General features: G+C 46.5%; 21 protein-coding genes. 12 read left to right on the forward strand and 9 right to left on the reverse strand.

Translation table 11 applies throughout. The annotated features are described in order from the left end of the window. Positions 1–603, forward strand: a complete 603-nt coding sequence (dhaL, locus tag KNP94_RS02225; protein ID WP_029333286.1) for a dihydroxyacetone kinase subunit DhaL — start codon at positions 1–3, stop codon at positions 601–603. Next, the gene (dhaM, locus tag KNP94_RS02230; protein WP_088836757.1) at positions 596–961 is read left to right on the forward strand and encodes a dihydroxyacetone kinase phosphoryl donor subunit DhaM; all 366 of its coding nucleotides are present in this window, start codon (positions 596–598) and stop codon (positions 959–961) included. Before dhaL ends, dhaM begins: the two co-directional genes overlap by 8 nt. Before the next feature lie 186 nt (positions 962–1,147). Here the strand turns inward: dhaM and glpK are convergent, their stop codons facing one another. From glpK to lexA, 4 genes are all read right to left on the reverse strand, one after another. Further along, a complete protein-coding gene (gene glpK, locus KNP94_RS02235; RefSeq protein ID WP_088836758.1) occupies positions 1,148–2,671 on the reverse strand; it encodes a glycerol kinase GlpK in 1,524 nt (507 codons plus the stop codon). Between the two features lie 41 nt (positions 2,672–2,712). Then, positions 2,713–3,414, reverse strand: a complete 702-nt coding sequence (locus KNP94_RS02240; protein WP_088836759.1) for an MIP/aquaporin family protein — start codon at positions 3,412–3,414, stop codon at positions 2,713–2,715. Positions 3,415–3,592: 178 nt separating this feature from the next. Continuing rightward, positions 3,593–4,066: a metal-binding protein gene (locus tag KNP94_RS02245; protein WP_088836760.1), complete on the reverse strand. Its 474-nt coding sequence runs from the start codon at positions 4,064–4,066 to the stop codon at positions 3,593–3,595. 30 nt (positions 4,067–4,096) lie between these two features. Continuing rightward, positions 4,097–4,711, reverse strand: coding sequence for a transcriptional repressor LexA (gene lexA / locus KNP94_RS02250; RefSeq protein ID WP_029333297.1), 615 nt, complete (start codon positions 4,709–4,711; stop codon positions 4,097–4,099). Positions 4,712–4,917: 206 nt separating this feature from the next. Between lexA and yneA the strand changes: the two genes are divergently transcribed. From yneA to KNP94_RS02285, 7 genes are all read left to right on the forward strand, one after another. Next, the gene (gene yneA / locus KNP94_RS02255) at positions 4,918–5,205 is read left to right on the forward strand and encodes a cell division suppressor protein YneA (protein WP_214767387.1); all 288 of its coding nucleotides are present in this window, start codon (positions 4,918–4,920) and stop codon (positions 5,203–5,205) included. A gap of 46 nt (positions 5,206–5,251) precedes the next feature. Then, a complete protein-coding gene (locus tag KNP94_RS02260) occupies positions 5,252–5,905 on the forward strand; it encodes a YneB family resolvase-like protein (protein ID WP_214807759.1) in 654 nt (217 codons plus the stop codon). Positions 5,906–6,018: 113 nt separating this feature from the next. Then, the gene (locus tag KNP94_RS02265; RefSeq protein ID WP_029333302.1) at positions 6,019–6,255 is read left to right on the forward strand and encodes a DUF896 domain-containing protein; all 237 of its coding nucleotides are present in this window, start codon (positions 6,019–6,021) and stop codon (positions 6,253–6,255) included. 207 nt (positions 6,256–6,462) lie between these two features. Next, positions 6,463–8,451: a transketolase gene (tkt, locus tag KNP94_RS02270; protein WP_215115133.1), complete on the forward strand. Its 1,989-nt coding sequence runs from the start codon at positions 6,463–6,465 to the stop codon at positions 8,449–8,451. Positions 8,452–8,559: 108 nt separating this feature from the next. Next, entirely contained in the window at positions 8,560–8,790 is a 231-nt protein-coding gene (locus KNP94_RS02275) for a YneF family protein (RefSeq protein ID WP_012370001.1), read from the forward strand. Positions 8,791–8,913: 123 nt separating this feature from the next. Continuing rightward, the gene (locus KNP94_RS02280) at positions 8,914–10,671 is read left to right on the forward strand and encodes an ABC transporter transmembrane domain-containing protein (protein ID WP_214767391.1); all 1,758 of its coding nucleotides are present in this window, start codon (positions 8,914–8,916) and stop codon (positions 10,669–10,671) included. Then, on the forward strand, positions 10,661–12,427 hold the full coding sequence (locus KNP94_RS02285) for an ABC transporter ATP-binding protein (protein ID WP_214801143.1): 1,767 nt from the start codon (positions 10,661–10,663) through the stop codon (positions 12,425–12,427). The genes KNP94_RS02280 and KNP94_RS02285 overlap by 11 nt, the downstream gene beginning before the upstream one ends. 62 nt (positions 12,428–12,489) lie before the next feature. On the opposite strand, the gene KNP94_RS02290 is transcribed toward KNP94_RS02285, so the two are convergent. Both KNP94_RS02290 and KNP94_RS02295 read right to left on the reverse strand, forming a co-directional pair. Next, complete coding sequence (locus tag KNP94_RS02290) at positions 12,490–13,392, reverse strand: SH3 domain-containing protein (RefSeq protein WP_088836764.1); 903 nt, start codon at positions 13,390–13,392, stop codon at positions 12,490–12,492. Positions 13,393–13,840: 448 nt separating this feature from the next. After that, entirely contained in the window at positions 13,841–14,035 is a 195-nt protein-coding gene (locus KNP94_RS02295) for an aspartyl-phosphate phosphatase Spo0E family protein (RefSeq protein ID WP_029333310.1), read from the reverse strand. 211 nt (positions 14,036–14,246) lie between these two features. On the opposite strand from KNP94_RS02295, the gene KNP94_RS02300 reads away from it, so the two are divergent. Beyond that, positions 14,247–14,945 carry a cytochrome c biogenesis CcdA family protein gene (locus tag KNP94_RS02300; RefSeq protein ID WP_214801146.1) on the forward strand — a complete coding sequence of 233 codons (699 nt, stop codon included), beginning with the start codon at positions 14,247–14,249 and terminating at the stop codon, positions 14,943–14,945. A 16-nt stretch (positions 14,946–14,961) separates the two neighbouring features. Continuing rightward, on the forward strand, positions 14,962–15,444 hold the full coding sequence (locus tag KNP94_RS02305) for a CcdC family protein (RefSeq protein ID WP_214801149.1): 483 nt from the start codon (positions 14,962–14,964) through the stop codon (positions 15,442–15,444). 98 nt (positions 15,445–15,542) lie between these two features. Here KNP94_RS02305 and KNP94_RS02310 read toward each other — a convergent pair whose 3' ends face one another. Continuing rightward, the gene (locus tag KNP94_RS02310) at positions 15,543–15,968 is read right to left on the reverse strand and encodes a DUF2621 family protein (RefSeq protein ID WP_214769796.1); all 426 of its coding nucleotides are present in this window, start codon (positions 15,966–15,968) and stop codon (positions 15,543–15,545) included. Positions 15,969–16,060: 92 nt separating this feature from the next. Between KNP94_RS02310 and KNP94_RS02315 the strand changes: the two genes are divergently transcribed. Then, positions 16,061–16,384 (forward strand): hypothetical protein, encoded by a 324-nt coding sequence (locus tag KNP94_RS02315; protein WP_029333315.1) that lies wholly within the window; start codon positions 16,061–16,063, stop codon positions 16,382–16,384. A 38-nt stretch (positions 16,385–16,422) separates the two neighbouring features. Here the strand turns inward: KNP94_RS02315 and KNP94_RS02320 are convergent, their stop codons facing one another. Further along, the gene (locus tag KNP94_RS02320) at positions 16,423–17,727 is read right to left on the reverse strand and encodes a VOC family protein (protein WP_215115134.1); all 1,305 of its coding nucleotides are present in this window, start codon (positions 17,725–17,727) and stop codon (positions 16,423–16,425) included. A gap of 24 nt (positions 17,728–17,751) precedes the next feature. Continuing rightward, entirely contained in the window at positions 17,752–18,765 is a 1,014-nt protein-coding gene (locus KNP94_RS02325) for a hypothetical protein (RefSeq protein ID WP_029333318.1), read from the reverse strand. Positions 18,766–18,768: the final 3 nt, after the last annotated feature.

Below are 18,768 nucleotides of genomic sequence, written 5' to 3' on the forward strand. Positions count from 1 at the left end.
ATGAAGTTAACGACAGAACAGTTTCGTGAAAGCTTACTGAAGGCAGCAGCACAGATTGAAGCCCATAAAGATGAACTGACCGATCTTGATCGTGAAATCGGCGACGGTGATCACGGGATTAACATGTCACGTGGTTTTCAAGCCGTCCAAAAAGAACTAGAAGCACATGGTGAGTATGAAGATTTAGGTGATTTGTCAAAACAAGTTGGGATGACGTTAATCAAGACGGTCGGTGGGGCGTCTGGTCCGTTATACGGAACAGCGTTCGTCAAGTTCGCCGGAGCCTTTAAAGGGAAAAAAGAAGTGGAAGGGCAAGAACTGGCACAAGCTTTTGTTGAAGCGACGGAAGGCATCAAGATGCGTGGAAAGTCTGAATTCGGTCAGAAAACAATGGTCGACATTTGGACACCTTTCCATGAGGCCTTGAGCAAAGAGGCGGATTTAAACGCTGCACTCGAACAAGCGCTCCGTGATACAAAAGAACGTGTCGCGACGAAAGGGCGGGCTTCCTACTTTGGAGACGCGACAGTCGGCGTGCAAGATCCAGGTTCTTTATCGAGTGCACTCTTGTTACAAGAAATTGTGGAGGTGCTACATGGTTAATGTAATTCTCGTTTCACACAGTGAAAAACTGGCGACTGGTCTAAAGGAACTGCTTGCCGAAATGGCACCGGATACACCAATCCTGCTAGCGGCCGGTTTAGCGGATGGAAGCATCGGGACAGATGCTTCGCGCATTGAAGAGACGTTGAATGCGCTCGACGATGACGGTGTCATCTTGACGGATATCGGTTCTGCAACAATGAATACGGAGTTGGCCCTTGAACTGTATAGCGGTGATAAAACGGTCCAATTTGTCGAGGCGCCGCTCGTCGAAGGGGCATTCCTCGCGGCTGTTTTAAGTGGTCAATCGAAGTCACTGACTGAAGTCGTTGACGGATTGAAAAATGAATTCGCCTAAATGATTCGCGTAAGACCGATCTCCCTTCTAAGTCAGGTATCTGCCTGTTCGCTTAGAGGGGAGTTCTTTGGTGTGGATTGAGAAGTTGTATGAATTAAGAGGTCAAAGACAAAAAAAGAAGCGATTTCGAGTGATATCGAAATCGCTTCTTTTTAATAGAGTGGTGCAAAAGTCATCGTTGTTCGATTAGACGTTTGCGTTGGCTGCTTTTTTGTTCGGTGTGAATGCCATTGTCGCTTCGACCGCTTTTTGCCATCCGGCATAACGTTTTTCGCGATCGTCTTCTTTCATTTCAGGTGTGAATTGATGGTTGAGTTTCCACTGCTTTTTGATTTCAGCTTTATCTTTCCAATAGCCGACAGCGAGTCCAGCGAGGTAGGCTGCACCGAGTGCCGTCGTCTCATTGATTTCCGGGCGGTCAACTGGAACACCGAGAATATCCGATTGGAATTGCATCAAGAAGTCGTTGGCAACGGCACCACCGTCGACGCGTAACGTTTTCAGTTCGATGCCGGAATCTTGCTGCATCGCTGTCAAGACGTCGCGAGTTTGGTAAGCGAGTGACTCGAGTGTTGCGCGGACAAAGTGCTCTTTTTCCGTCCCGCGTGTCAATCCGAAGATGGCACCGCGAACGTCGCTATCCCAGTACGGTGCACCAAGACCAACGAAAGCAGGAACGACGTAGACGCCGTCTGTTGAATCGACTTTCAAAGCGTAGCCTTCTGAGTCTTTTGCATTTTTCAACATTCGGAGACCGTCACGCAACCACTGGATTGCAGAACCGGCAACGAAGATGGAACCTTCGAGTGCGTATTCCACTTTGCCGTCGACGCCCCAAGCGATCGTCGTCAAGAGTCCGTGGTCTGAAGAAACGGCTTTTTCGCCCGTATTCATCAACATGAAGCAACCTGTACCGTATGTGTTTTTCCCTTCGCCCGGTTCAAAGCACGTTTGACCGAACAAGGCAGCTTGTTGGTCACCGGCGATGCCGGCGATTGGAACTTCGAAGCCGAAGAAGTGATACGGGACTGTGTTGTCGTAGACTTCACTTGATTGACGGACTTCTGGCAACATCGATTTAGGGACTGTCAGGATTTCAAGTAACTCGTCATCCCATTGTTGTTCGTAAATGTTGTACATGAGTGTCCGTGAGGCATTCGTGTAGTCTGTGATATGTGTTTTTCCACCTGAGAGCTTCCAGACGAGCCACGTATCGATTGTACCGAAGAGCAGTTCCCCGTTCTCTGCTTGCTCACGTGCACCATCGACGTTATCTAGAATCCATTTGACTTTTGTTCCTGAGAAGTAGGCATCGATGAGTAAGCCAGTTTTATCGCGGAATTTTTGATTGAGTCCTTGTTCTTTTAGCTCATCACAAATGTCGGCCGTTTGACGCGATTGCCAGACAAGGGCATGATAAACTGGTTTTCCCGTTTCCTTGTTCCAGACGACTGTCGTTTCACGTTGGTTCGTAATTCCGATGCTCGCGATTTGACTCGGTTTGATGTCAGCCGTTCCGAGTGCATCCGCCATGACTGCTAAAATCGAACCCCAGATTTCATTTGCATCATGCTCGACCCAGCCTGGTTGTGGGAAGTATTGTTTGAATTCACGTTGAGCAGAGTTGACGATTTGACCATCATGATCGAAAATGATGGCGCGTGAGCTTGTCGTTCCTTGGTCGAGTGCTAAAATATACTTGTTTTCCATCTGTGAGTCCCCCTTGAATAGTTAAGATACCTAATGCTCAATCAAAATAGCAGTTGATAGATGAAGACGGCGATTGCGCCTCCGATGATTGGTCCGACAATCGGAATCCATGAGTAACCCCAGTCTGATGATCCCTTACCCGGAATCGGTAAGATCGCGTGGGCGATACGTGGACCAAGGTCACGGGCAGGGTTGATTGCATAACCCGTCGTACCACCGAGCGAAAGACCGATGACGACTACGAGGAGACCGACGATCAATGGATTGAGTCCGTCTGCAAACGTATTCGCTCCAAGCGCCAAGATACCAAAGACGAGAACGAATGTCCCGATGATCTCAGATACTAAGTTTGATCCCGTATGACGGATTGCTGGACCTGTCGCGAAGACACCGAGTTTTGCGGCTTGATCTTCTGTCGCTTCAAAATGTTTCATGTAATGAAGCCAAACGAGTACTGCGCCAAGGAATGCTCCGACAAGTTGAGCAGCGATATAGATAGGTACATCTGCCCACGGTAAGTCAGAATTGAGCGCGAGCGACAAAGTAACCGCTGGGTTCAAGTGGGCACCACTGGATGCCGCGACGTAAACACCGGTCATAACGGCGAGACCCCAAGCGAGCGTGATGACAATCCAGCCACCATTTTCAGACTTGGTTTTCTTCAGAACGACACCGGCGACGACGCCATCCCCGAGTAGGACGAGAATCAATGTTCCCATCATCTCACTAATAAAATTACTCATGCAAAAACCCTCCCTTTGGATTAAAGCGAATAGTGCCTTTCTATTTAAACCTAACCCGAATTGATAACGTTTTCAATACAAATAATTGAAATATAGGAATCGAAATTTTCAATATTTAGGTTTAAAAAAATTAGAATTGGATAATAAAAAGACTTTTTCCATGATTGAATGGAAAAAGTCAGGATCGACGTTTTTTTCGTTTCTTTTTAGGGCGGAACCAACTACTCGTATGATCAAGGATGATATGAATCGTACTTGCGGTCATCACACCGATAATAAAAGCAGGCATGACGTCAATCAATGAGTCGACCGTGCTTGCTTGGATGATTTCACTATAGAAGGCTAAAAAGAGTAGCGGAATCAATAAAGCGGCACTGTAGAGTAGGCGGATGACATCTCCGATGATTAAGCCATGCGACCAGATGGAGCGGTGCGGCATAATTTTAACGTATGGCATCCAAAGGACACGCAAAGGGCCAAAACGATAGTAAGGTTCCGATTTTAAGTCTAAGTCGGGCGAAAGCCATAAGGTCCCGACGGCGATTCCGACAGCGGTCGGGAGCCAATCCGTTTGGTTCGTTGCGACCGAATAAACAACATATCCCGTTAGGGCAACGGAGTTGACCGTATCATGTACATTTCCAGAAGGCATGAAAAAAGACCAGCTTAGCTGGTCCCTCTCTTAGTGAATCGTCCGGTAAACGCCGATGACCTTGCCAAGAATCGACACGTTATCGAAATACATCGGGTCCATCGAGTCATTTTCTGGTTGAAGACGTACCTGTTGATCTTCTAAGAAGAACCGTTTGACTGTCGCTTCACTATCTTCGGTCATCGCAACGACAATCTCCCCGTTTTCTGCTGTGTTTTGTTGACGCACGATAACACGATCGCCATCAAGAATACCTGCATTAATCATCGATTCGCCATCAATCGTCAACATAAAGACGGTTTCATTTCCTACATAATGTGCAGGGAGTGGGAAATGCTCTTCTATGTTTTCAATCGCAGTGATCGGAAGTCCGGCAGTTACCTTGCCGATAACGGGGACATGGACGATCGCTTCGTTGATTTCTTCAGGTTTATCAAGCAATATTTCAATCGCGCGTGGTTTCGTCGGGTCACGGCGAATCAGTCCACGTTTTTCTAGACGATCCAAATGACCGTGTACCGTTGAGCTTGAAGCAAGACCAACAGCTTCACCAATTTCGCGAACTGAAGGTGGATAGCCCTTTAACTTCACTTCAGCGATGATGTAGTCAAGGATTTCTTGTTGACGTTTAGACATTTTCCGCATACGAATTGCCACCTCTTTCCGGATTGGTTTTTTTAGGATTTAGGAATATATGTTTCTAGAATTACTATAACATAGAACAAATGAGCGCACAAACAATTGTTCGATGTTTTTGTATTGACCGAACACTGGTTCTGTGTTTATTATAGATTATGCGAACAATTGTTCCGAGAACATTTATTCTAATAACCTATTTGGAGGGATTCATGATGATTCATTCTATTCGTACTCATGCCTTTTCAATTCTGTTTTATACGCTCAGTTTTGCTTTCATTCTTTTTCTTTTAACACCACGACCGGATGAAAAGGTCCACCGATTACTTACGGCGTCAGTCACGGTAGATGAGAACGTAACAGTCGAACAAGTAGCTGAAGTCTACAATGATGGTTCGATGACGAATCAAGAATACATCGACTGGCTGATCAAGAACAATGAGCTCGAAACAAAACATGTCATTTCGAAAGACAAAATCGTTGTACCAATCGCACAACAATGACAGAATATAAAAGTTGTTGAATGAACGAACAGGGGTGTGAGGTACGATGAAAGTAGTAATCTACTGTCGCGTCTCGACGGAAAAAGAAGCACAAGAGAGCTCACTGGAGCGGCAAAGAGCAGAACTGTCGGGACTCGCTTTAACAAAAGGATTTGAAATCATAGATATCATCGTCGAAAAAGAAAGTGGCTATGATGTAGAGCGAGAAGGGATGTTGACCGTTCTTGATTATGTAACGCGTCATCTGGTGGAAGCGGTGCTCGTGACGGACGATACACGAATCGGACGAGGAAACGCCAAAATCGCGATTTTGCATACGTTCAAAAAACATGATGTCCAGTTGATGACGATGGAGTCAGACGGTGAATACAAACTGGCAGATGCGGAAGCGATGGTCCTCGAAATCGTTTCACTCGTTGAGGAATACCAGCGTAAGCTCCACAATGCAAAAATCGCACGCGGCATGCGACGGGCTGTCGATAATGGTTTTAGACCCGAACAAAATCTCAATCGGCAAGGCGAGAATGCCGGCCGCAGTCGAAAGGAAGTCCCGATTGAAGAAATCGTTCGATTACGTGAACTTGGTTTGACGTTTGCTGACATCGCGACGACCTTACGCGGCATGGGGCATGATATTTCGAAAGCGACGGTCAATCGGCGTTATCTTGAATATAAAGAAGTTGTCCAGTCTTATGAATGAAAGCAGGTGTTGTGTCATCTTGACGCGACAAACTTGCTTTTTTTTTTCGGGTCTTTTACAGTAAGGTTACTATTAAAGTGCTCCACGTTGAGTCAAAGAGAAAGAGGGATATTATGTTATCACAAGAACAACTCGATCGAATTAATGAACTTGCCAATAAATCAAAAGTCGAACCGTTAACGGAAGCTGAGACGGCGGAACAAAAAGAATTAAGAACGGCCTATTTAGAAGCATTTCGTGGTTCGTTCAAAAATCAAATGATGGGCATCAAAATCGTTGATGAAGAAGGAACGGATGTTACGCCTGAAAAATTGAAGCAAGCACAAGAAGAAGAACGCAATAAACAGTAAGCAAGTTTTGTATGAATGAAAGCTGCGTCGCTCAATCCGTGAGCGAGGTAGCTTTTTTAATGGGAAAATCAGTAATGTGTATCATGAAAGTCGCTTGAAAAGGGCAATAGAGAGCGCATTCATTTTAATGTGACATACTATTTAGAAAAGTTGTATCACATTTCTGTGTGTGCTAAAATGATATAGAATTTGTGAAAAAGAGAGAGGATGATTGTTTTGACGAACATGACAACAGTAGAATTACTAGCAGTAAATACGATTCGTACCTTATCAATTGATGCAGTACAAAAAGCGAACTCGGGCCACCCGGGAATGCCGATGGGTGCAGCACCGATGGCATTTACATTATGGGCGGATCATATGAACCACAACCCTAAAAATCCAGAATGGTTTAACCGTGACCGTTTTGTACTTTCAGCAGGACACGGTTCAATGCTTCTCTACTCACTCCTCCATTTATCAGGATACGACCTCGCGATGGATGACTTGAAGTCATTCCGTCAATGGAACTCAAAAACACCGGGTCACCCGGAATACCGTCACACAGCAGGTGTCGATGCGACGACTGGTCCACTCGGACAAGGCATCGCGATGGCCGTCGGTATGGCGATGGCAGAACGTCACCTCGAAGCGAAATACAACCGTGACGACTTAAATGTCGTGGATCACTTCACGTATGGCATTTGCGGAGACGGTGATTTAATGGAAGGTGTCTCTGCAGAAGCGGCTTCACTCGCAGGACATTTAGGTCTTGGTAAACTCGTCGTCCTGTATGATTCAAACGATATCTCGTTAGATGGTGACTTGGACAAGTCATTCTCTGAAAACGTCCAACAACGTTTTGAAGCATACAACTGGCAAGTCATCCGTGTTGAAGATGGAACGGATATCGATTCGATTTCAAAAGCACTCGACGCGGCGAAAGCGGAAACAACAAAACCGACATTGATCGAAGTCAAAACGGTTATCGGATTCGGTTCGCCGAACAAATCAGGGAAATCGGCTTCACACGGTGCACCACTCGGCGATGCGGAAATCAAGTTGACGAAAGCAAGCTACGTTTGGGATCATGAAGAATTCTATGTACCGGAAGAAGTCAAAGACTTGTTCGAGGAGCGCATCGAAAAACGTGGCGCTGATACAGAAGCAGCATGGACGGAAAAAATGGAGCAATACAAAGCAGCACATCCGGAATTGCACGCTGAGCTTGTTCGAGCGATCAACAATGAATTGCCGAGCAACTGGGAAGCAGATCTTCCGACATATGATCTGACATCGAAAAAAGCAACACGTCAGACAAGTGGGGAAGTCTTAAACGCTCTTGCGAAAAACATCCCATCAATCTTCGGGGGATCAGCTGACTTAGCTGGTTCGAACAACACGATGCTAAAAGGCGAAGCTGACTTCGATATCGATCCAAGTGGCCGTAACATTTGGTTCGGTGTCCGTGAGTTCGCGATGGCAGCAGCTGTTAACGGAATGGCACTTCACGGTGGCGTCATCCCTTACGGTGCGACATTCTTCGTCTTCTCAGACTACTTGCGCCCGGCAGTCCGTCTTGCAGCATTGATGGGGATTCAATCAATCTTCGTCTTGACGCATGACTCGATCGCAGTGGGAGAAGATGGTCCGACACACGAGCCGGTCGAACACTTGATGAGTTTCCGTGCGATGCCGAACTTGACGGTCTATCGTCCGGCAGACGGAAAAGAAACGATTGCCGCTTGGAAAACAGCTGTTCAATCGAAAAACAAACCGACGTTGCTCGTTATGACACGTCAAGGTTTACCTGAACTGGAAGGCACGACAGTCGAAGGTGCTGAAAAGGGTGGTTATGTCATCGCAGGTGACGTAAACACAGCAGATACAATCTTGATGGGAACGGGTTCAGAAGTTCACTTGCTCGTCGAAGCACAAAAACAACTGGGCGAAAAGGTTGCGGTCGTTTCACTTCCATCATGGGAGTTGTTCGAAGCACAAACAGCTGAGTACAAAGAATCTGTCTTACCAAAACGGATCACGAAACGTCTTGCGATCGAAGCAGGCGCGTCACTCGGTTGGTACAAGTACGTGGGAACAGAAGGACAAGTCATCGGAATCGATCGTTTCGGCGCATCGGCTCCAGGAGACCTTCTATTAAAAGAGTACGGCATGTCTGTCGAAAATATCTTGGAAACAGTCAAGCAACTCGGATAAGTGGAACAGGTGCGCGTTCATGCGCACCTTTTTCATGCATTATCTATGCAAACGGTTAGAATTATAGTATAGTAAAAAGCGACGTTTTAAGTTAGAGGAGGAAGCAACTTGGCTACATGGATTTGGATTTTAATTGCCCTTCTTTGCTTGGTAGCAGGTGTCGCCCTTGGTTTCTATATCGCTCGTCGATACATGATGAACTATTTGGAGCAAAACCCGCCAATCAACGAAGATATGATTAAGACATTGATGATGCAAATGGGTCAAAAGCCATCACAAAAGAAAGTCAACCAAGTGATGCGTTCAATGAGTGGTTCGATGAAATCACCTAAAAAATAAGCAGTTTCAAAAGGAGACCCTTGTGGTCTCCTTTTTGTTTGCTATTTACTGGAAAGATGGCTAATCTAAAATGTGAGACTATTTAAAATACTCAATTGATTTGAAAAAGGGGGGGAGACTTGAATGGGAGTCTTCAAGAAATTGAGTTGGTTTTTTCGACTCGAATGGAAAGCATATAGCATCGGTATCATTTGTTTGATTTTTGTCGCAGGTCTCGAAGTGATTCCACCAAAAGTCATCGGGACGACGGTCAATGGATTAAGTGACGGTACATTGACGAAAGAGCGATTGTTTACACTCGCCGGGGTGCTCGTATTGATCGGAGTCTCGACCTACGTTATCCGTTACTTTTGGCGTTTTCACATCTTCGGCGCATCGATCCGGCTGGGCCGGTTGTTGCGGAGTCAGCTTTATGGTCACTTTTCAGATTTAGACCAATCGTTTTATAAGAAATATCGAAGTGGAGACTTAATGGCGCATGCGACGAATGATGTCCAAGCGGTTTCAATGACGGCAGGGGCAGGGATTTTGACGCTCGTCGATTCTGTGACAATGGGAGGTTTTGTCGTCGTCATGATGGTGACGACAATCAGTTGGAAACTGACGGTCGTTTCCCTTCTGCCGATGCCGTTGATGGTCTACTTGACATCGCGTTACGGAAAGATGCTGCATTCCCGTTTTCATGATGCACAGGAAGCCTTTTCTGACTTGAATGACAAAGTAGCAGAAAGTATCAGTGGCGTCCGTGTTTTAAAAGCGACGGGTGAAGTCGAGTCGGACGTGACGACATTCACGTCGTTATCGGACGACGTCGTTCAAAAAAACCGTCGTGTCGCGAAAATTGATGCGTTGTTTGATCCAACGATCTTTGGACTCGTCGGTTTATCGTATATCATCGCCGTCGGGTACGGAGCATATTTGTTACAACAAGGGGAAATCCGGATCGGTGACATCGTCGCCTTCACTACATACTTAGGTCTCTTGACGTGGCCGATGCTTGCATTCGGCTGGTTATTCAATATCGTCGAACGAGGACGTGCTTCGTATGATCGAATCGAACGGATGCTTGCCGTGGAGCCGGAAATTAAAGATGCGAAGGAAGCGGTGACGACCGTCGATTCACCACGACTCGATATCGCGATTGACCGTTTTATCTATGACACACAGCCGGTTCTCGAACAGATTGATGTCACACTCGAGCCTGGAAAGTCGCTCGGAATCGTCGGGCGGACAGGTGCTGGGAAGTCGACGTTTGTCCGGTTATTAACCCGCGAATATGATGTCAAACAAGGGGCTATTCGAATGGGAGGGCAAGATATTAAACAACTCCTCCGCGAAACGGTCCGGAAGCAGATCGCCGTCGTCCCGCAAGACCATTTCTTGTTCTCAGCATCGATTGCGGACAATATCGCTTTTGCGAAACCGGACGCTTCGATGGAACAAATCATGGAAGCAGCTCGTGTTGCTGCTGTCCATGACGATATTCTTGGTTTTAAAGAAGGTTACGCGACGATGGTTGGAGAACGCGGCGTGACGTTATCCGGTGGACAAAAACAACGGATTTCGATTGCCCGGGCGTTACTCGCCGACTGTCCGATTTTAGTGCTCGATGACGCGTTATCGGCCGTCGATGCGAAGACAGAAGAGGCGATCATCGATCATTTCCGGACAGCTGATAACGAACAGTCGCAAATCATCGTCGCCCATCGTTTGTCGGCCGTCTCCCATACGGACGAAATCATCGTTCTCGACGCGGGACGGATTATCGAACGGGGGACACATGAACAATTGTTGCGGCGAAAAGGCTGGTATAAAGAAACGTATGACCATCAACAACTCGAATCATTAGTTGAACAAGGGGGTGGACCGTTTGAATCATGATATCAATGAAAAAGACGTCTTGAAGCGTCTGCTTCGGTTTGTCGGTCCCTTTAAGAAACAAGTCTTTCTGGCATTCCTTCTCTTATTGGTCACGACGGGTGCGAAACTCGGAGGACCTTATTTAGTTAAAATCTTCATTGACAACTATGTCACGACTGGCAATTATCCAGTCCAGGAAGTCGCCTTATTATTTAGTGCCTACCTCATCTTGCATACGACAGGGATTATCGTCGATTATTTGCAAGCCTTTGAATTTCAAAAAATCGCGTTAAAAGTCATTCAGCGCTTACGGATTGATGTGTTTCGTCACGTCATGCACCTGCGACTCGCTTACTTTGACCGGACACCGGCTGGGGTTTTAGTCTCGCGGATCACGAATGATACGGAAGCGATCAAGGAACTCTACATCGGCGTCCTCTCGACGTTTGTCCAAAGTGGTGTCCAATTGATCGGAACTTATATCTTCCTCTATTTCTTGGACCCGACGCTTGCGACAATCGCACTTGTCTTACTGCCTGTATTTTATTTCGTCATCTGGATCTACCGCAAGTACTCGACGAAATATTATGCAGAAGTCCGCGATTTGTTATCGAAAATCAATGCGCAGTTAAATGAATCAATCAACGGGATGGCGATCATTCAGCAATTCCGCCAAGAAAAACGATTGATGGCGGAATTTGAAGAGACGAACGTCGCCCACCAAAATGGTCGTTATAAAAACTTAAAGCTCGACAGTTGGTTACTTCGTCCAATCATTGAACTGATGCTGGCGCTTTCAATCGCGACACTCGTCACGTACTTTGGGTTCTTATCATTTACGGAGACGGTTCAAGTCGGTGTCGTCTATGCCTTCATCAGTTATCTTGAACGCATTTTCCAACCCGTTCAACAAATCATGCAACGGTTGTCTGAATTCCAACAGGCGATTGTTTCGGCCGACCGTGTGTTTAAGGTTCTCGATACGGATGAACCGGAACCGACGAAAGGCTTGCCTGGTGCAGCGAGCGTCACGGATGGACATATCGTCTTTGAAGACGTGCGGTTCAGTTATGATGGAGAGACGGAAGTCTTGAAAGGGATTACCTTTGAAGCGAAAAAAGGACAGACGATTGCCCTTGTCGGTCAGACGGGAAGCGGGAAAAGTTCAATCATCAACATCTTAATGCGGTTTTATGCCTATCAGTCGGGACGAATTTTGATTGATGGAAAACCGCTCGAACAGTTACCGGAAGATGAATTACGGCGTCACGTCGGACTTGTCCTGCAGGATTCGTTCCTCTTTACGGGAAGTGTCGCTGATAACATTCGGTTGTTTGACGATCGGATTTCGTTCGGAACCGTCGAAGAGGCGGCCCGTTTCGTTCAGGCGGATGGTTTCATTCACCAACTTGACGAGGGATACGATAGCCCGGTCGCCGAGCGCGGGGCAACGTTCTCAGCCGGAGAACGGCAATTGATTTCATTTGCACGAACGATGGCGCGTGATCCGAAAATCTTAATCTTGGATGAAGCGACAAGTTCAATCGATACGGAGACGGAAGAGAAAGTCCAGACGGCATTGAAACGAATGCGCGAAGGGCGGACGACGATTGCAATCGCTCACCGGTTATCGACGATTCAGGACGCCGACTTGATTCTTGTGTTACATCAAGGGGAAGTCGTCGAACAAGGAAATCACCAAACGTTGATTGCGAAAGACGGACTCTATAAAAAAATGTATCAATTACAGTCGGGTCATGTGACTTCGATTACGTAAATGCACACAAAAAAGCCTGCCAGGCGATCTCGCCCGGCAGGTTTTGCTGTTACTTTTTTTAATTAGTAGACAGTTACTGTGACGTTTTGGCGTCCCCAGTTGATGGCTTCTTGCTGTGAACCAACGAGAAGGTCAAGTTTGTTACCTTGAATTGCGCCACCACGGTCGAGAACGATTGCTTCACCGATACCTGAAATGTGCATCCGTGTGCCAATCGGGTATTGTGAAGAAGCTGCTACGATACGCATACCATTGTACGTGATCGTGTTTGTTACATCATAACCGCTAGCAGTCAATGCACGACCGTTGTAAAGCTGGCTACCGTTGCTTGATGGATCGTTCGTGTATGCACTTACGTTCATCGTCACTTTAGTACCAGACTTCGCTGAAGTCGTTTGTTTAGTTGCAGTAGCCGGTTTAGCCGCTGGTTTTGGTGCTGGCTTAGCTGCAGGTTTTGCTTCTGCTTTAGGAGCTGGAGCTGCTGAAGTCGAAGCAGTAGAACCAGAAAGTGTAGTGTAAGCACTATGCACATAGCGCGTTTTACCATCGATTGTTGTTTTAATCCAAGAACCGACTTTACTTTCTACGTTTACTGTTTCACCTTTATACAAGTTACCTACATCTTTCGAGTTCGTAGTAGGTTGTGTCCGAACGTTTAATACTGCCGTAGTGACTGTAGCTTTTTTAAAGTCGAATGATGAGGCAGCAGTAGTATATGCGCCATGTACATAACGTTTTTGGCCATTGATGCTTGTTTTGATCCATGCACCAGAACGTCCTTCGACATTTAATGTTTGCCCTTTATATACGTTACCTACGTCTGCTGATGCTGTTGTAGGTGCTGTGCGAACGTTGAGTACTGCTGTGTCTACTTTTACCGTCTCTGAGGCAGCCTCTGTCTCTTGGGCGAATCCTACTGATAGAGCCGTTGCTGCAAGTCCTGCAGCGAAAACTGCTTTTTTCATTATTGATGTCCTCCTGACATATGCTGTGTTTACTGTTCCTACTCTACACCCCGAAACCGGGTAGTGCGTTTACAGGTCAATGTCATTAAAGTTACAAAAGAGGTCAGTGTGACAAACAGATTGCAAAAAGCGTGTTTTTGTCATTAGTAGGTCATAAAGCATGGTTTTTAATTAGGTTCATAAGTCTTTATGCCTATATAAAGAATAAACGGAAGCGATTGTAATGTACAAAAGTCATGAATCAATCCCTTGTCTAAAAATAAGTTGAACCATCTTCTAATCAAACCGGAGGCGAAGTTTGAGAGAAGAAGGAGGGCATGACAATGAAAAAGCGATTGAACAAAAACAAACCCTCTGAATGGAAAGAGGGTTTGCTTAAAAAGGATTAGTGATCAAACAAGTACACTTAATGGAAGGTGCCACGAAATGACTGCATTGAATTTTCGTTTTATGTGAGGAGCCGCTCATTTGAAGAGCCAACGGCATAAGTTTGCATAATCCGTGTGTACTCGACTAATAACAGATCGAGTTCATGACTGAGCTTCAATACATGTGGGGAGGTGAAACTAGACCGATCTGCTTGAAGATACAGTTCGCTTCGTTTTGCTTCAATTGCTAAGGTCAGTAATTGTTGGCTTGTCATAGCAGTCTCCCTTACATTGGTGTCGTATCCATATTCTAGCAAGTGATTATTCGGAGTGCAACGAAATTTTAGTAAGATAAAGTAAATGTAATTTTTTTGTAATTTGAGAAGTCACGAATCTTTCTTATCTTTTGTGAGATAATAGGTGCTAAATGATGCGGAGTTTGGCAAAATAGAGAAGAACTTCTTCTTATAGAAAGGAGCTGCTGAAATGGAGCTCTCGCTGTGGTTAGCATTTGGGGCAGGGTTACTGTCATTCGTGTCTCCCTGTACGCTACCGTTGTATCCGGTATTTCTTTCGTACATTACCGGAGTATCTGTAACGGATTTAAAAGAAAAAGGTGTCCGGGAAAGGCGTTCACTTTTCCATACACTCGCCTTTTTAGTCGGGTTCGCACTCGTATTCGTCGTCCTTGGATTATCGACGTCACTCTTTGCGGACGTCTTCATCACGTATCGCGATACATTACGGATGGTTGGGGCCCTCGTAATTTTCGTCTTCGGGATCGTCTTAGTCGGTTTATGGCAGCCGACGTTCTTGATGCGTGAAAAAAAATTGAATCTTGGTGAACGCAAGGGCGGTTACATCGGTACAGTCCTCGTCGGAATCGGATTTGCGGCAGGCTGGACACCCTGTACAGGTCCAATCCTTGCTGGTGTCATCGGTCTAGCGGCGACGAATCCGAGCCAAGGTATGCTCTACATGCTGTTTTATGTCCTTGGATTTTCGATTCCCTTCTTATTAATGGCCTTTTTTGTTGGACGCTCGAAACTCCTTGTCCAGTACAGTCTCAAAATGACGAAATTCGGTGGCGCCTTGATGATGGTCTTCGGAGTCATGTTGTATTTCAATGGCTTGAGTAAATTTGCGGCCTGGATGAGTGATATCGTTGGATTTACAGGATTTTAATCGAGGAAGTGATGAGATGATTTGGATATCAACAGGGGGCGCGCTCGTGATGGGGTTACTCATCAGCTTCATACGGGTGAAGGCGTCGGCGAAACCGACAAATGCCAAAAAGATTTTAATCCCTCCGTTCGCGATGTCGACCGGGATGTTGCAATTTTTATACCCGGCATCTCGTCTGACATGGACGGAGGTCGCGGAAGCATTGATTGTCGGGATGATTTTCAGTGTCTTCTTGATTAAGACGTCAAATTTTTATGAAGCAGAAGGTCAAATTTATTTGCAACGGTCAAAAGCATTTTTTATCGTCTTATTCGGAATCTTACTCGTACGGACGGTCGCAAAATTTATGATCGGGGGTCAAATCGATATTTTTGAGACAGGTGGAATTTTTTATCTCGTCGCGTTCGGAATGATCGTCCCGTGGCGAATCGCCATGTATCTGAAGTACAAACAAGTTAAGTCGGGGATTGTTCCCGTCGAACATTTACCACAATCATGAAAAATGACCGTCTTGTCCGATTTACTGGACAAAGCGGTCATTTTTTGAATACATCACATAGAATCTCGTTCACTCAGAGTAGATTGATTCTGCCATCATTAACGTTGGAAGTAGAGTTCGTATTCACGCCAATCGATTGCGTGTTCTTTTAAGGCTTTTTTCAAAAAATTATGATCACGTTTTGGAGTCGCTGAAATATATCCTTTGACGACAAGCTCTGACGTCATGACCGATGCATGTTCTTCAAGTGCGAACTGACCGATCCGTCCGGCAATTTTCCGCCGTGCGACGTCACGAAACGCCGCCGGAACAGGCATGACGAGGGCATTCAATAACTCCATTGTCTCGTCCGTCCACAAGTGTCGTGTTTGGTCGATGTACTCATCTTCCCAATCCATCATCGATTTGCCGTCTTCTTTCGGGAGTTTTTTTAAGAACTTCCGGAACATGAAGAAGCCGCCAATCGCCATTAGTGTAATCATGATAAAGCCCCAGAGCAAAATTCCGTTCATGAACCATGCCATCCGTGACTCATCCCCCTTTCAACATCATTTATAGATTAGCATAAATGGTTTTCTCATGCTATGATGAATGACGGAGAAAGTGAGGAGAAGAGATGTTACAGCCATATGTACAATTAGATGAATCCGGACGACCGCAAAAGGGGAACTTACCCGAGACAGCAGACGGTCGCGTCGTCGAGTTTTATTATGATACGAGTGGAACGGAAATCACGGTCGTATTCGTGACAATTCCTGCTTTTGATGCCAGTCGCAAGCGGGCATTTACCGTCGGGAAGACGTTTAAGACGATCTCGACTCTTGAAGATTTTACATTAGTGAAATATGACCTTATAGATCATCAGATCCTCGCGACACTTGAAATGTTCGCCGATGGATCGAAGCGCCAAATCGACGCTTCGAGATTGCTCGACTATTAAAAAAAGAAGGAGACGCGGATTGCCGCGACTCCTTCTTTTTATTTCGCGTTCAGCGTGATTTGATCATGGTCAAGCTCGGCGATCCCGCCAATCGGGAACGTAAATAAAGGTTCCGTGTGACCGAAATCCGCATTCGCGATGACGGGGGTTGTTTTAAGTTGCGGGTAGAGACTGACGAGATAACGTAAATGTTCTTCCGTCATCTTCGTCGTCAGTTGGAACCGGCCGAAGACGATGCCACGGATTTCGTCAGCGCCCGGTTGTGCCAGTAACGAAGCAAAGTCACGGGCGAACGTCGCCGGATGGACTTCGTAGTCGTCCTCTAAGAAGAGGACGGCTTGACGCAAATCGGGGAAAAACGGCGTTCCTTGTAATAAGTTCAACGTACAAAGGTTCCCCCCGAGAATCCGGCCGCTCGCTTTTCCGCTCGCTAAAACGAGATGACCGTCGTTCAAGGACGTGACGGTCCGGCCGTCAAACCAGTCATGCCAGTTGACGCTCGGACGAACGGAGATCGCTTGGACGCCGAAGAACATCTTCTTGAAGTAGTCGAGCGTGTAGGCGTCACGCGAACTGAGTGCCCGTAACATCGGTCCTGAGTAGGTGACGAGACCTGTTTTTGTGAAAATCGCATTACTGAGCGCCGTAATGTCAGAGAAACCGCAAAGAATCTTCGGGTGGGTCCGAATTAAATCGTAATCGAGTCCCGCAAGCAATTCGTTTGAACTGAAGCCACCGCGTACGCAAAGAATCGCGTTGACGTCGCTGTCGGCGAAAGCGGCATGTAAATCGTCGATTCGGCAAGCCGGGTCGCTCGAACCGAACGGATTGACGGCGCGGGCATGTTGACTGATTGAGACGCGGAGTCCGAGCGTTTCTAACAGTTCGATGGCGTCATTGATGATTTTTTCATCGACACTCGCTAAGCTCGAAGCAGGCGCAAGGAGACGGACATGCGACCCTGCCTTTAGTTTATCCGGAGTAATCGGCGTCAACTGGCTTTCGATACATTCGATTCGGTTTCCGAATGGATCTTCCGTAAACAATCGCCGGCGCGGTGCAAGCCGATCGTCAAACGTGACCGGGTGACCGGCTTTATTCAAGCGCTCGGCGACACCATCCAAGTCGGGAAACGTGAGGCCGGGATGTGCTTTTTTAGCCGGCTGAAAATTTTGTTCGATGCCAACGTGAATCGCTGCAGCGTGACTTGTAAACCAAACGCCACCCGTCGCACGGACACCGACGGGCTTTTCGACTTCTTTCATATGTAGTAGCCCGGCATAAAAAGCCCGGGTCGCATCTTCTGAAGCAGGTGGCGCAGCTAACTGAACATGATCAAGCATGACGACACTTCCTTTCGTGGTGCATCAACCGACAAATTGTGTGACCCGTTTAAGTTCACGTTCGACAAAGTCTAGATAGAAGGAACCGTCAATGCGGTGGTCAAGACTTTGGGCAATTTCATAAATATTCGAACGGAGCAATCCGAGATAGCCGGCTTCTTCTTTACGGGCTGATCGGTAAGAGGCTGCGTAATGAGCGAGTAAGAACTGAAGGTAGCCGCGATCTGTCAAAAGCGGAATCAATTGTTTTTTCTCTTCCATCGACCAGACGTAATTCGGGTTGTAATACATTTCGGCATAAAGGTGATACGGTTCGTCACCACCTGTGAAGAGCGGCTTGACGCGGCGTACTTCTTGTGTGAGTTTCTCCATCCAATCGAATCGGTCCTGTTTACGACTGATGAACAATGGCAAGATGTACGGATGTGCCTGGTCCGGCATCCGTGAACAACCGCGCTCGTGTCGGATTGCTGCATACAATAGAAGTGCCCGGTCTTCGAAACCACGTTCAATCGCGTACGTCATCCGGCTGAATCCTTCACACGAAGGACAATCACTCAGTTCATCGGAAGGGGCATCAATCCATTCTTCCAAGTATTGATCCGCTTGTTCTTCGTCACCAAGTTTACTGTAAATCATGAAACCGATATAATCACGGGTCCGCGCAAATCCGTTGGCGTCACAAAAGTCGCTAAAACGTTCATAATCCGCCTCTAACAAAGCGATTGAGACGTCTTCTTGTTCAGCGGCATAAATCAAATACGATTTATAGTTCCAGTACAGGTCAAGCTCCTGTTTATGTGTCAGTGTCAGTTCGTCCTTACGAATCCAGTCCATCAATAATGAAAACGAGACGAGGAACGAGCGGAAATGTCCGAGATCAAACTGGTTTTGAGAAAAGGTCCATAATGCTAAGGGGCGAAGTGAATCGTCGGTCGTATCTTCAAAAATCGTCCAAAGTGATTCGCCACGTTCGAGTGACGGATTTTCCTCTTTCAATCGAAGATATAGGCTATTGAGTTCTTCATGAGGGTTCATCTG

The organism is Exiguobacterium sp. s80 (assembly GCF_018618725.1).
GTDB lineage: Bacteria > Bacillota > Bacilli > Exiguobacteriales > Exiguobacteriaceae > Exiguobacterium_A > Exiguobacterium_A oxidotolerans.